11 protein-coding genes are annotated in these 13,434 nt (G+C 46.1%); 6 read left to right on the top strand and 5 right to left on the bottom strand.

The genetic code is table 11. The features are described from left to right. The first annotated feature begins 32 nt into the window (after window positions 1-32). Window positions 33-656: a hypothetical protein gene (locus HY877_02775; GenBank protein ID MBI5299207.1), complete on the top strand. Its 624-nt coding sequence runs from the start codon at window positions 33-35 to the stop codon at window positions 654-656. Between the two features lie 10 nt (window positions 657-666). On the opposite strand, the gene HY877_02770 is transcribed toward HY877_02775, so the two are convergent. From HY877_02770 to HY877_02760, 3 genes are all read right to left on the bottom strand, one after another. Beyond that, the gene (locus tag HY877_02770; protein ID MBI5299206.1) at window positions 667-3,720 is read right to left on the bottom strand and encodes a hypothetical protein; all 3,054 of its coding nucleotides are present in this window, start codon (window positions 3,718-3,720) and stop codon (window positions 667-669) included. Window positions 3,721-3,920: 200 nt separating this feature from the next. Next, a complete protein-coding gene (locus HY877_02765) occupies window positions 3,921-5,141 on the bottom strand; it encodes an ATP-binding protein (GenBank protein MBI5299205.1) in 1,221 nt (406 codons plus the stop codon). 63 nt (window positions 5,142-5,204) lie between these two features. Beyond that, window positions 5,205-5,552 (bottom strand): hypothetical protein, encoded by a 348-nt coding sequence (locus HY877_02760; GenBank protein MBI5299204.1) that lies wholly within the window; start codon window positions 5,550-5,552, stop codon window positions 5,205-5,207. Between the two features lie 222 nt (window positions 5,553-5,774). On the opposite strand from HY877_02760, the gene HY877_02755 reads away from it, so the two are divergent. Both HY877_02755 and HY877_02750 read left to right on the top strand, forming a co-directional pair. Next, the gene (locus HY877_02755; GenBank protein MBI5299203.1) at window positions 5,775-6,065 is read left to right on the top strand and encodes a hypothetical protein; all 291 of its coding nucleotides are present in this window, start codon (window positions 5,775-5,777) and stop codon (window positions 6,063-6,065) included. 176 nt (window positions 6,066-6,241) lie between these two features. Then, complete coding sequence (locus tag HY877_02750; protein MBI5299202.1) at window positions 6,242-6,985, top strand: type III pantothenate kinase; 744 nt, start codon at window positions 6,242-6,244, stop codon at window positions 6,983-6,985. On the opposite strand, the gene ald is transcribed toward HY877_02750, so the two are convergent. Continuing rightward, window positions 6,958-8,046: an alanine dehydrogenase gene (gene ald, locus HY877_02745; protein ID MBI5299201.1), complete on the bottom strand. Its 1,089-nt coding sequence runs from the start codon at window positions 8,044-8,046 to the stop codon at window positions 6,958-6,960. The genes HY877_02750 and ald overlap by 28 nt on opposite strands. A 154-nt stretch (window positions 8,047-8,200) precedes the next feature. On the opposite strand from ald, the gene HY877_02740 reads away from it, so the two are divergent. Together HY877_02740 and HY877_02735 are read left to right on the top strand one after the other, a co-directional pair. After that, a complete protein-coding gene (locus HY877_02740; GenBank protein ID MBI5299200.1) occupies window positions 8,201-11,503 on the top strand; it encodes a CehA/McbA family metallohydrolase in 3,303 nt (1,100 codons plus the stop codon). A gap of 76 nt (window positions 11,504-11,579) precedes the next feature. Further along, the gene (locus tag HY877_02735) at window positions 11,580-11,957 is read left to right on the top strand and encodes a hypothetical protein (GenBank protein MBI5299199.1); all 378 of its coding nucleotides are present in this window, start codon (window positions 11,580-11,582) and stop codon (window positions 11,955-11,957) included. 4 nt (window positions 11,958-11,961) lie between these two features. Here the strand turns inward: HY877_02735 and HY877_02730 are convergent, their stop codons facing one another. Beyond that, on the bottom strand, window positions 11,962-12,861 hold the full coding sequence (locus HY877_02730) for an FAD-dependent thymidylate synthase (GenBank protein MBI5299198.1): 900 nt from the start codon (window positions 12,859-12,861) through the stop codon (window positions 11,962-11,964). A gap of 64 nt (window positions 12,862-12,925) precedes the next feature. On the opposite strand from HY877_02730, the gene HY877_02725 reads away from it, so the two are divergent. Next, complete coding sequence (locus HY877_02725) at window positions 12,926-13,186, top strand: hypothetical protein (protein ID MBI5299197.1); 261 nt, start codon at window positions 12,926-12,928, stop codon at window positions 13,184-13,186. The last annotated feature ends 248 nt before the right edge of the window (window positions 13,187-13,434 follow it).

Raw genomic sequence — 13,434 nt, 5'->3', positions numbered from 1 at the left:
TTTTGAAAAACGGAGGGCTCGGAGTTGTTGATATGGCAGGCGATGCAAAAAAAGAAATGACGGCACTGGAAGCTATCTATGCAAAAAACGCAGATTGCACCGAGCGGAGCAAGATATTGTATGCCGTCTTTTTGCAGGCGGGACTACGGCCATATTTCGTTTCTGAAGACATTAAAGAGACGCTGAAAAAATTCCGCAGACTTCCTCTTGGTAAAACTTTTTCAGGCCATGTTTTTCTGGGTGTAAAGCTCGGTAGCCGTTTTCGTTACTTCGATCTCGCCCTTCTCAACAATAATGTGCAGGCAAAGCAACCTCATATCTTGGAACCGCACCAGATGGCCGCCGCTGAGCTGATGTGCAAAGCAAAGGAACAAGACAAAACGGGAAGACGAGGGGAGGCAAGGAGACTCATCACCAACGCCTTGGAAATGAATCCAGCCGATGGCTATGTATGGTATGCCTTTGGAAAATTGATGTTTGACAAGCCTGTTTTTAGCAGTGTTGTAGAAAACGCATGGCGCATGGCCATTAAACTCCTTCCAGAATTTTGGTCTCCACATCAAGGCCTGTCCCTTCTTTTACGGAGACAGGGTCGCATCGCTGAGGCCGAGGCAGAAGCCAAATTAGCTGTTCAGTTAGACCCCAACCATCGTTGATTTCATGTTTTCACCAATCTCCTCCCCCACCGCCACTGTCATCACCCGGAGGGGTATCGTCAGGGAAATCATCGGGTGGCGGCGGGAGATACATTCCGCCGCCAGCCATGTCTCGAGCCGGACCCATGAGAGACTCATCCGGCACGTCAGTCACCGGGGCCGTTGGGACGTTCGTTCCAGCCGGCACGTTGGTGGAATTTCCGTTCTCATCAAGTTCAAAGTGTTCTTTTGTCCCATCAGGAAAGGTCACCTCCATAGAATTATCACCAATCTTCACGTCATATTTCCCTCCAGCCGCGTCGTATCCTGTGCAGTTTCCTACGTCACACGTTATATTGTTGGTTACTCCTAAGTTGCCAAATATTTCTGGTGGTTGCGGCATTTCTGAAGGCTGACCTCCAGCCGCCGGCATTGATGTCCCGATGTTTGACGATAGAAGATCGCCAGTATCGGAGTCGTAGGTATTCACTGTCATTGTTCCGTCTGCATTTTTTATATAATCCACGGTTGTGCCATCAGCATTTTCGACCCGTGAATCTCCGTTGGGGAATGTTGTAACTGTAGACCCGTTAGATAACCTCACTATCTCTGTTCCATCCCGCAACGTTTCAGTAGTGTCGTCAGTTTGCCGCGGGGTAGTAATATCTGGCGATGAAGCGGCCGAAGTTCCATCCTCTGCATAGGTAGGAGGGACAATCGTGTGTTCTCCTCCTGCCTCATCCCTAACAGTTATGCACCCATTGTTATGGCAAGCGCCATATTGATTGGCGACATCTATTCCACCATTGATTACTGCACCGCCTTTTTCACTCGCCCAATCAAAGTACTCTTGCAATTGCCCAGGCGTTAAAACATCGTTGTATTCAACACCAGCGGTATTGTTTTCAATATTATTTGGATCAGTAAGTCCGCAACCGCGTGAAGCATACTCGGCGCCCCTGCCGTCCGTTCCTATATCACGTTCTTCGCATAGTTCAGTGGGCCAATGACCCAGAATGGTAACTCTATTGAGAGTGTCACCTTTCATGAAGTTCGCTATGGCGCGGACACTAATACGCAGTGTTTGGGGCGATGATGACCCTGAAAACCTCCCTGTAATGCTCGTTGCAACCCGTTCCGCCCCTGGTAGCGAAATTGGCTGTTGTTGTTTCGTAAAGCTGAAAAGTGTTCCTGGAAGATCGGGGACCAACGCTTGGAGATTGACCTGCTCCAATGCTTTGACAATACCGACATCGCTGGGGATGAACGTAACATATACCTTGGGTTCAGGTTGTCCTCCTACGATAATGCCCACATTCATAAAACAATTTCGATTGGTATCCTGCGTCCCGTAAAGGGTGTTGACGTTACTGCAGACCTGCCCGTCCATTTTGAATGCTGACTCGCGCATGGTAAACATCCGTCCGCCAGCAGACGCCATGCCAATGGGAGTTCCGAAATTGCTTTGAAGGCCCACGAAGATCTTTCTGAACCATGCCTTGATGAGGTAATCATCATGATAGGTGACCCATTTACATTGATTAAATGATGATCCAATATTATCTCCCACGCATCGTGCAGCGAGACGACAATCAGGATTACATCTAGCCGGTCGCTGTGCCTGATAAACACACAATGCATAATCATGCAGATATCCTCCGCAAATTCTATCGAACAGGCTATTATTGTTTCTGCTATTGTTTGCACTGTTATTGTTTGCGCTTGCACGTTGACAGTATTCATTATATCCGTACGGGCCGTCCCAATCGGAAATCCTATTTCGAAGAAGTCCTGCCCCATATTCTAGCCAAAGTATATACAGTGGATCATTTAAGACAGCACTGCTTGAATCCTCAACACACTGCTGGAACTCTTCCCTCGATGCTGGACGCTTTGTCTCTCTTTCTGACCCATAAGCCCTTCGATCTACGGCATTAATGTGTGTATCTGAATGAGGATCAAATCCTGCAAGATCCGTTAAGAGTGCTGTGAGTTTTTTGGACCATAAAGTGAAGGCTTTGGAGTCGTCCGGCCGTTTGAAAGGGTTAAGTGCTGACACCACACCTAACTTCTTTGTGTCAGCAGAAATCGTCCATTTTCCAGATGTAACGATTTTGTTTTCGAGAGCCGGTTTTATGATAATGCCGCTCGGAGTGCCCACCGGTTTTATTGTTAAAAGGGGAGGCGGTTGCGGCGGCCATACTATGTTTCCAACATTAAATTCCCTCTCCGTCTGCGTTCGAAACGGCATCATAACGGCGGATGTGGAACCTCCTGAAAGCATCTGGTTCGCTATGCCGCGGAAATCAATCTTGGGGTATTTTTGAGAGATCGGAATAATTTTTTTCACCTTCTTTACCAGTGCAAAAAAGATAGATGTAGTCTTTGTTTCACGGGGAAAGGCTATGGCCGTTCCGGGAAGGCTGATCGCCGACTTCTCCATTTGACGCATGGCTGAAATGGTATCCATGTTACCCGGCACTATCATTACAAAGGCCTTCGGGTCCTTTCGACCGCCGAGGATGATGTCAATATTTAGCTTGCACTGCGTATTATTAGCAGTTCCATAAGCCTTGTTGATTTTTCCGCAAAGACCTGCCGGCATCGTGAAAGTTTTTCCGTGTGAAGTAAAAATATTTTTGTGCGATATGAGGACAAGTGGGCGTTCTAAGTTTTGCATTTCGGTGAGAACCTCCCTGTAATAGCCCCGAATTGTTTTTGAGACATCATTTGCGGCTAGGAGAGAATCGGAATTGACATCGTATTGATGGAGTTGCGTCAAGATTGAAGATATTTCCCCGGTCCATTGGGCGAAAGGTCTGGCGTTTTTTGAGAATACGGAAGGGGCTTTCATAGGAGTTTTTAAAAGAACCTTGCCATTCACCATGGACCAGTTTCCGGAGAAAATGACTCTTGCACGTTTTTTGGACGTTTTTTTCGCCACAACCGCAAGGTTTGCTGTTTTCACCGTGGTTTTAACCTGGGTTGACACCGCCTTGGAACCCGGCTCCGCTTTTCTGGCAAAAACAAAAGGTGACACAACGACCATCATTGCCGTAAGGCACAACGAAAAAATGATTTTCATAGAATTGTCCTCCACTCGAGATACTCTGCCATTTTCATGCCAAACGGAAAAAATCAGAATTCCAAACAATTTCAATAGGGTCAAAAATGACAAGGGAGTATTTTTATCAATTTTCCACGAAAAAAGTGTCAAAAATTTGTCAGGCTGTATCAAAATGAGAAATCAAAAAAACGCAGTGTGGGCCGTTGATACCCCTTCGCCTAAACAAAATTTTTCAGGAAGGCGCCGGCGCCGATTACTAGATATTTTGTGTCGCCCAGAAAGCGGTATTTCCCCGGCTGATTACTGCCATTGAGTAAAACAGAATGCTGAGGCCGCAGTTTCTCCGTGAGGTATCGAAGCGATTTGGGAATTTCATCGCCCTGATATTTGCACTCAATAAGCATCCACGGTTTTTTATCCTTAAGGATGAGAAAATCCACTTCCCTTTTTTCAAGGTCACGCACGTAATAGAGCTCAAAGAAACCGCTACCGATATCATTCCAAAAATCCACGGATTTTTTAAAGTGCATGGCCGCCAGATTTTCGAATCGGGCGCCTTTGTCGTTTAGTTCCGACCAGTCAAAAAGAAAATATTTACACTCTTTTTTAAGAGCCCGCACAACACGTTTTGAATACGGCATGATCCGAAAACAATAATAGATGGCCTCCAGCCATTTAAGCCATGTGCGAACAGCGTTATAGCTGACATCCAAAGACTCGCGCAGAGAATTCAAGGAAAGTGTGGAACCGACGGATCCAATGACAAGGTCCATCAAATTATCCACGTGTCCCAAATCATGAATCTTGGATAAATCGCGCAGGTCTTCACGGATTAAAATATCGCGCCTCATTCGTCTCCAGCGCGGACCGGTCGCGGGATCTTCAGAAAATAGAGGTTCCGGAAATCCTCCCCGTTCCATGAGTGTTTCAAAAGCTTCTTGGGTATTTTTGTCGGAAACCAGCTCCAGCTCCTTCGGAGGAGCGAGAATTTTTCTTTTTAAAATTTCACTGACAGAAAAAGGATTGAGATGAAAAAGCCAGTAGCGACCTAACAGGCTGTCTCCACCGCGGCGATAAACATCGAGCCGCGCACTCCCCGTGACAAAGGTTGGCAAATCTTTTTTGAAAGTATCGTAGTATCCCTTCAGAAAAGATTTCCACTTTGGATATTTATGAAGCTCGTCGAAGATAACCAAAGGACGCCCTTGGGCGTTTTCCACTTCTTCACGAAAAGCCGTGTAGTTGATGTCACGGATCGGAATGCGGTCTTTTGGGCGGTCCCAGTTAAGATACAACACATTTTTGAAACCCAGTTTTGGGCCGAGGGATTGGACGAGCGTGGTTTTACCTACCTGCCTTGGGCCGGCAATGAATACCATTTTGTCCAGATTGTGCGGGTGTTCCAACAGATACCGGCCCAAATAGCGATTTTGCATCATGCCGATGATTTTACCCGTACAGGTAAAATTATCAAGATATTTTTACCATGACAGGTAAATTTATCAGATCGTTTTGGCGAGCTGGATCGTTTTCTTTTGAAGGGTTTCCAGTTTGGAAAGATAAGCATCAAAACGCCCGATCTTCTCGTTCAATTTTTTTGCCTTGAGGTGCCACTTTCCTCCATCGACCGCTTTCAATTTGGTAACGAGGGTGTTTTTATCTTTGGTGACTCTCTCTTTTTCTTTTTTGATTTTGGCTTCGCGTTCTTTGATGAAAGTTTTGGCATATTCCTTAAAAGCGGCTTTAAAAGCCTTTTCCCCTTCGGGGCTTGTTCTTTTGACATTCTTCTTTTTGAAATCGGGATTTTTCTTTAAAAAATCGTTCCAAGTAAATTGTTGTGCCAGCGACATAGAGCCCTCCTTTTGAGCGGGCGGGACTATCAGGGATTTAAACTGGAAAATCAAGCGGTTTTTTGGTAGATTAAACGCGTATGCCGATATTGAAATTAGACAAACATGATCCCCAAAAAGAGCTGGAATTTGAGGTGAGGTGTGCATTAATGGTTAAGCCCGAGGATAGAATTCATCAGTTGCTTATCCATTCTCGAGCCATGTTAAAATTAGCCAAACAATATGAAGATAGAAGATCTTATCAAATTATTAAACGACCAATCGGTTGAGTATATTATTATTGGTGCGCAAGCTTTGGCGGCACATGGTTACGTGCGTGCAACAAAAGACATTGATATTTTGATTAATCCGGACGAGGCCAACATTGCCCGTGTACGGGTAGCACTAGAGACTTTCGGTTATGATACTACCGATGCAACTTTGGAAGATTTTCAGACGAAAAAAATTCTTTTCCGCCAATATTGGTACAATGTTGATATACATCCTTCGGCCAGTGGGATTGATACCGAATAAGCGTTGAAAAACAAATTTTCTGGAGTATATGAGGGGTTGCCAACTTATTATGCCTCGCTGGATGATCTTATTAAAATGAAGAAAGCGGCGGGAAGACCACAAGACCTTGCGGATCTTCGGGTTTTGGAAGAAATCAAAAAACAGCTTTCCCAAAAAAAATAAAATTGGAAAAATAAATGCTTCTGGCCATCGACGTTGGAAATACGAATATTACGCTGGGGCTTTTTGAGGGAAAAAAGCTTGTGAAAAATTGGCGGGTAAAAACCGTCAAAACGGATTCGGTTCAACAACTCCGGAAGAAAATTCGGATACATCCGCAAAATGTGGATGGGGTTGTGATTGCAAGCGTTGTTCCTTCTCTTGATGGAAATCTCGAAAAACTCTGTCAGAAATTTTTCAAAAAAAAACCGTTGTGGGTGAATCACAAAACGGCAAAAATGCCGCTCAGAGTGGACAAGCCAAAAGAAATTGGCGCCGACCGCTTGTGCAATGCTGTTACGGCTTGGAGGAAATATAAACGGCCTACCATCATTGTTGATTTTGGAACGGCAACCACTTTTGATGTGGTGACCGCCAAGGGAGAATACGGCGGAGGTCCCATTACACCGGGCATAATCATTGCCAGTGCGGCTTTAACGTCGACTGCTTCAAAACTGCCGGCAGTAAAAATTGCCAAACCAAAACATGTGGTGGGTCGCAATACAGTGGAGTGTATTCAAAGCGGTCTTTATTATGGCTACATTGGTTTGGTCGATCATCTTCTCTCGCTGATTCAAAAAGAGGAAGGTTGCAAAATGAAAATCATCGCCACGGGCGGTTTGGCTTCCTTGATTGCACAAGAATCAAAATGGATTGAAAGTGTGGAACCCCACCTGACTTTGGAAGGTCTTTATTATATCCACTGCGGAAATAATTTTTGAATGATGGGATGGACCGCTTTGCCGTTTTTGGTTTGCAGTCCTTTATTGAGAGAAACGTCGTTCTTCAATGCGTTTTCAACGCCTCCGGCCAATTTTAAAACATACGGGAAAGTGGCTTTTGTTAAGGCTTCCGTGGAAGTGCGCGGTGTAAGGGCGGGCATGTTGGTGACGCAATAGTGAATGACCCCTTTTTCTTTGTAGGTTGGTTCGGCGTGTGTGGTGGGGCGTGAAGTTTCAACGCAACCGCCTTGATCAATGGCCACGTCAACAATCACAGAACCTTCTTCCATTGTTCCTACCATTTCTTTGCTCACGACTTGAGGGGCTTTGTCACCCGAAACCAAAACAGCGCCAACCAGCAGATCTGATTTTTGTACCCACTCGGCAATGCTTTGTGGTGTGGAGCGGACTGCACGGACACGTCCGTGAAAATGTTCTTCGATCTGTTTAAGTTTGTGATCTTTGATGTCGAGCATGACAACATTGGCGCCAAGTCCTGCCGCCACTTCTGCCGCGTTGATTCCCACGTGTCCCGCGCCGATAACGGTGACGGTGCCTTTGTTGGTGCCCGTAACGCCACCGAGCAAGAGACCTTTTCCGCCGTGATTGGCGTGCAAAAGATAGGTTCCAATTTGTGAGCCGATTCTTCCGGCTACTTCACTCATGGGAGTTAGAAGCGGCAATTCGCCGCCTTCTAATTCCACTGTTTCATATCCGATACCGATAACTTTGTTTTGACAGAGTGCATCCGTTAAAGAAGGAACACTGGCCAAGTGAAGATAGGTAAAGAGAGAAAGATCGGGTCGAAGGTATTTATATTCACTTTCCACGGGCTCTTTGACTTTCACAATCAAATTGGCTTTTTCCCAGACCTCATCGGCCTCTCCGCAAAGAGTGGCTCCCGCTTCTTGATAAAGTTTGTCGGCAAAGCCGCTGGAAGCACCCGCTTTATGCTGTACCAGAAGGGTGTGGCCCTCCTGAACGAGTTTTTTTACACCTTCCGGAGTGACAGAAACCCGTGTCTCTTTGGTTTTAATTTCCTTTGGAATTCCGACAATCATGCGTTGCGGGCTTTTACCCGATGCTTTCGATGAAGTCAACTTACATATGGTACCTGTTAACATATGTAAGGTGTATGGGGAAGGTGTCGGACACCTTGATGCGGTGCGGCAATTGGGACGCAACATTTATGGAAAGCGGACGATAACTCTTTGCATGCGCAAATTATCCTTTTTTAGATATTTCGTCGTAATTTTGGGGCTTGGTTTTTTCGTGGCTTGTTCCGGTTCGAAAAAACTTGGGCTTCCCCCGGGGGCCAATCCCAGTCTTGTAGCCAATGACGACACATCCTTCACAATTCATGATCCCTCTTTGCTTATTGACGGACCTTCTGCGCAGGGGAGGGTTGGCGATTTTTTACTCTCCAATTCCAAGATTCGCGTCATCATTCAGAAGTCGAGAAAAAATGCCGACATCAATTCTTTTGGAGGAAATATTATCGATGCGGATCATGTCCGCCCACAGGGGAGTGCGGGTCAGGATCGCTGGCGTTCTCTTTTTCCACAGATCAACATCGAGTGGACCATCAATAATGTGAATTTTGCGGTGATTGCCGACGGAAGCGATGGAGGAGCAAAAGTTTTGCGGGCCTACGGGATGCTCGATACTTACGATTATCTTGATTTGGATTGGATTGCCGATGCCGCATCCGCGATTGTCGGCCAACCCATCACTTTTGCGGATCGTTTTGATGACCGCCGTGATCCGTTTCGGACAGATTCCAATTTAAAAGATTTGGACTTTCAAGTGATCACTGATTTTACTCTGGAGCCCGATGCAAATTATGTGCGCATCGATACGACCTTCACCAACAAATCCAATCATCCCATCTCCTTTCCCTTCGGAGATTTTTTGGTGGCCAGAGGAGAACTGCAGATGCTGATTCCCGGTATTGGATTTACGCCGCAGGCGGTGAGCCAGGCAGGACAGAGCACGCCGGCGCTGATTTATTCAGCTTTTCCGGGAGGCGATGTTTCGTATGGTTATTTTTATGACATGTCCTCTTTTGTAAAACCGAAAGTCAAAAAAGAAGACTCGCAACAACTTTACACAACAAGTTCTCTCACTTATTCCGGCGTGACCGGTGTTTTGCTTGGTGAAGAGTTTTTAAAAGTGCTTCCGCTTGGAAGTCAGGCCGCGCCGGAAATTCATTTTGTGATTCCAAAAGAAAGTGAAAAAATCATGACCCGTTATTTTGTTGTGGGGGATGGTTCTGCCGGTTCCGTTTTTGATACAGGAATGAAAATATTAAAAGTGCCCACGGCCACTCTTTCTGGACAGGTGTTGATTGATAAGGCTCCGGGGGAGGGAGCGACTGTTGCGATCAAAAAAATGAGCGGCGGAACTATCACCACCTATACGACAGATACAGAAGGGCGTTTTGAAGGCGTTTTGCCGACGGGCGAGAGCTTGGTTGGAAAAGCTTTTGGCGCGGGTCAATATGAAGTCTGGGTGGAGAAAAAAGGGTACCATGAAAATGGATCGGTGCGCGCGGGTAGCTGTTCTCCATCTCAAATCGACTTAACAAAAGAAGACAACCTTCAAATTGTTTGCAGTCTGGGGGAAACTGGTTTTGTAAAATTAAATGGCGGCGTTGTTGATTCTGCAAGCGGAACAAAAATTCCGGCACGTCTTACCATTGTTGGTCAGGACCCAAGCCCCGAAACAGACGGAGCGGGAACTTTCTCCGATTTGGAAGCTTTTGGCAAACCGTTTGGTATTGTGGATTTGAAGTATATCAACATCAAAGGGGGCTTTGGTCTCACCGATCAAAACACATTTGCTTTGGAGCCGGGAACCTATCGCTTTTTTTTCTCACACGGGCCTGAATACTCGATGCTGGAAAAAGAAGTGACCGTTTTAGCCGGTGCCAGTATCAACATAGAGAATGTGGTTTTGAAGAAAGTAATTGCAACATCCGGATTTATTTCCGCCGATCTTCATACCCACTCTTCGACAAGCCCGGACAGTGCCTATAGCCCGGAGAGTCGCGCATTGGTGGCACAAGCAGAGGGCCTTGATATTTTGCAAAGTTCCGATCACGATTTCCTCACAGACTATGCGCCCATCATGAAGGATTTAGCCGCGAAGGGAATATTGAAGGAGAATGCAATTCAAACGGTTGTGGGGCAGGAGGTCACGCCAAACCATTATGGACATATTCAGGCTTTTCCGCTCACGGCAAATCCGCAAGATCCTGATGCTGGGGCCATTGACTGGTCCAGTTCTCCGTTGGACGAAATTTCTCCGGCTCCCGACTACTGCATGTCGCCACCGCAAATTGCCAACGAGATTTTGAAGCGTCCCGGCGGAGAAAAAGTGATTCAGGTTAATCATATTTCAGAAGGTGCCATCGGATTACCGGTTGCCACGGGTTGGCTCACGAGCCCCGCGTATCAGAAAAAATTCGGAGTCCCCGCTTTTGTTTCCTATGCCGATCCGATTGAGCGCCGTTTGCCGGCTTCCGCAAACAAACCCCCGTTTCCTCCCTACACCATGGGGCAGTCTGAATTGATTTTTGATCGTTTCACGGCGGTGGAATTGGCGATTGACAGTGATCTTCATAAGGATCAGCTCTGGGAGTCGTCTCTCCCCACATGGTTTAATTTGCTTAATTTAGGTTTGACGCCCACGGCAACCGCCGATTCCGATTGCCATGTGGAAATTGCATCCACACTGGGAATGGCCAGAAATTATATCGCATCCAAAGTGGATCCCGAAGATGGTTTGGGTGACAGTCACCTTGATATTTCTGAAGAGGAATATGCGCACAATATCAATCAACATCATTTGGTAGTTTCCGCTGGTCCCTTCATTTCGATGACGGCAAAAAATGAGAAGGGGGAGCAGGCCCGCGTTGGAGATACAATTCACGGCAACGCGATTTCATTTAATATCGAAGTGAATTCTCCGGACTGGGCGTGGTTTGACACGGTGGAAATTTATGCCAACACCGAACCGATTCCCGCTGAAGATAGCGCCCGCTTTGCTATGCGGGGTGTTGCTTCTAGCCCGGATCAGTTTGCGGAGCCCTACCATGTTTCCCGTTATGTTTATGAACCGGTCGAAAGTTTCAGACTTGCGGATGGAAGTCTTAAAAACTGGACCAATAAAGATGGAAAAATTTCCGCGAAATTGGAAGTGACACTGAATGTGAAAGAAGACACATGGGTTGTGGTGGTGGTGAAGGGGACTCAATCGACCGAAGGATACCGCTCACTGTTTCCATTTGTTCCCAATGTGTTGAAGGATGCCAAACAGCCGCCGCAAATTTTTGATCCCGCGAAGTTGGAACTCTTCCACAAAGATCCAAAAGTTCATGCACCCGCTTGGGCTTTTACGAATCCAATTTTCATTGATGTTGATGGGGATGCGAATAACGACGGCTTCCCATTTGAAGCCAAATGGGTGCGTGAAGGATTCTCAAAACTGCAACCCTTTCAACCGTATCCGCATTAGTCGCTTCCTTGACAGATTTCTGCTTTTCCAATAACCGTTTCGGCATCGTTAACCCAATATCAACCAAGGAGGAAATATGAAGTTGGCAGGAAAAATTGTAGCGATGCTGGTTTTGGTTTTTTCAATGGTCGCGGGAGCTACTTCTTTTGATGGAAACTACAAGTTTTCATCCAGAGTGAAAAACGGAGCTCCTGATTTGCAGGGATGGACGGGTGACATGGTTGTCAAAGGAGACACCATCTCCCGGACCTACAAATCGGTGGATGGAAAAGAGGAAAGATTCTACATCGGTACTATCAAGAAGGATGGCGATGTTTATGTTGTGAAATATACAAAGGCCTATAAGCCTGAGTATGTCGGCAATGAACACAAAAACAAATTCATTGTGAACGGTGCCACCCTGAGCATCGAAGCGACTGACGGGAAATTCAAAGAAGTCTGGACCAAGAAGTAGTTTTTTAGCGCAACAATCTGCGTTTCAAATTGGCCAGTTCTCTCTCAATGCGGGGGGGGCTGGCCTCTTCGTTTTCAAGTTGTTGGATGCGCCGCGTTTCCACTTCATCCCACAAATCATTTTCTGAAAGTATTTGAGAGAGGATTTCCGATTCCTGTCTTGAAAATTTGGAGGCGTGCAAAACGTGTTCCTCAAAGGCTTCCCACGCCACAGGGCAACATTTTTTGACAAACTCGGCCATGGCTTGTGCAAAAACACGAATTTCTTTTTGGGCATGAGCGTCGAGTCGCAATTCCAGAAAATGCAACAGATTGTGAAGATCAATTTTCCAATACCATTCGGTGTAAATGGAAAGCGGAAGATTGCCTCTTGCCACTTCTCTCGCCACGCCCACTTTTAAATAGTGTTGGTATTCCTCATAAAGATGTTTCTGGTCTTCCTGAAATGTTTTTTGAATCTCTTTGGCTTCAGGGATCGGGATGGTTTCATCCTCCAAAGAGCCTTGGCGATTGGTGGTGGATTGCTTGCGCAAATCATCCATGCTGGGAGACCAAAACACCTCTTCCATAATGGAGTAACGCCCGCTCATCTCGTTGACGTTAGCGGTGCGGTGACGAATCCATTGGCGCGCCACAAAAATCGGCATGCGGCAATGAAATTTGAACTCCACCATTTCAAAGGGTGTGGTGTGGCGATGTTGCATGAGATAAAAAATCAGACCACGATCGGCGCGCACCGATTTTGTTCCCTGTCCGTAGGAAACGCGTGCGGCTTGGACAATTGCGGCATCGTTCCCCATCACATCCACAAGTCGCACAAAACCGTGATCGAGACAGGCGGTATAATTCGGATCTTTCTTCGGATTGTAATTTTCTTTTGGGTCGACGATATTTATTTCATTCATATATTTCCCTTTCATTGCTTGACGGCGGCACCCAACTTCCCTTAAAAACAATCCCTTCGTCAATATGGAAATGCAACCAAGATCAACATTGTGGCTTGAAAGAGGAGTCAGTCTCCTGATGGTGGGCTATTTCATTTTTGGGTACCTTCCCATCAACAATTTTAACAAGGCGAGGGGTCTCTATCACATCGTTGCGCTTCCCTTTGAAGCTCAAATACCTTTTATCTCGGCCTTTATTCTCGGCTATCTTTTGGTTTATGGAAGCATTCTCTGTATTTATTATTTGGTTCCCAGTTGGGAGATATTCAAAAAATTGGCGTGGTGATTTTTTTGGGTCACCACGGTTCATTACATTATTTTCGTTCTTTTTCCTGTGAAAATGATTTGGAGACCTGAAATCACGAATCCGCAAAACTTTTTTGAACTTCTCTCACAGGGTTTTTTCTATCTCGATAATCCTTTTAATTGCTTTCCTTCTTTGCATATTGCCTATCCGACTCTCGCTACTGTTTTTGCATGGCGCTATTTTCCTCGTTGGCGTTACTGCTTTGCTCTCATGGCGGTTTTAACCGC

The sequence above is a fragment of the Deltaproteobacteria bacterium genome (genome assembly GCA_016213065.1).
Lineage (GTDB): Bacteria > UBA10199 > UBA10199 > SPLOWO2-01-44-7 > SPLOWO2-01-44-7 > JACRBV01.
This window is presented reverse-complemented; position numbering and strand designations above follow the sequence as displayed.

Coding starts and splice junctions, on each gene's coding strand:
- ald (MBI5299201.1), bottom strand. CDS start 8,046: ATGATTGTCGGAATTCCAAAGGAAATTAAAACCAAAGAGACACGGGTT.
- HY877_02730 (MBI5299198.1), bottom strand. CDS start 12,861: ATGAATGAAATAAATATCGTCGACCCAAAAGAAAATTACAATCCGAAG.
- HY877_02765 (MBI5299205.1), bottom strand. CDS start 5,141: ATGATGCAAAATCGCTATTTGGGCCGGTATCTGTTGGAACACCCGCAC.
- HY877_02760 (MBI5299204.1), bottom strand. CDS start 5,552: ATGTCGCTGGCACAACAATTTACTTGGAACGATTTTTTAAAGAAAAAT.
- HY877_02775 (MBI5299207.1), top strand. CDS start 33: ATGGCAGGCGATGCAAAAAAAGAAATGACGGCACTGGAAGCTATCTAT.
- HY877_02770 (MBI5299206.1), bottom strand. CDS start 3,720: ATGAAAATCATTTTTTCGTTGTGCCTTACGGCAATGATGGTCGTTGTG.
- HY877_02750 (MBI5299202.1), top strand. CDS start 6,242: ATGCTTCTGGCCATCGACGTTGGAAATACGAATATTACGCTGGGGCTT.
- HY877_02735 (MBI5299199.1), top strand. CDS start 11,580: ATGAAGTTGGCAGGAAAAATTGTAGCGATGCTGGTTTTGGTTTTTTCA.
- HY877_02755 (MBI5299203.1), top strand. CDS start 5,775: ATGAAGATAGAAGATCTTATCAAATTATTAAACGACCAATCGGTTGAG.
- HY877_02740 (MBI5299200.1), top strand. CDS start 8,201: ATGCGCAAATTATCCTTTTTTAGATATTTCGTCGTAATTTTGGGGCTT.
- HY877_02725 (MBI5299197.1), top strand. CDS start 12,926: ATGGAAATGCAACCAAGATCAACATTGTGGCTTGAAAGAGGAGTCAGT.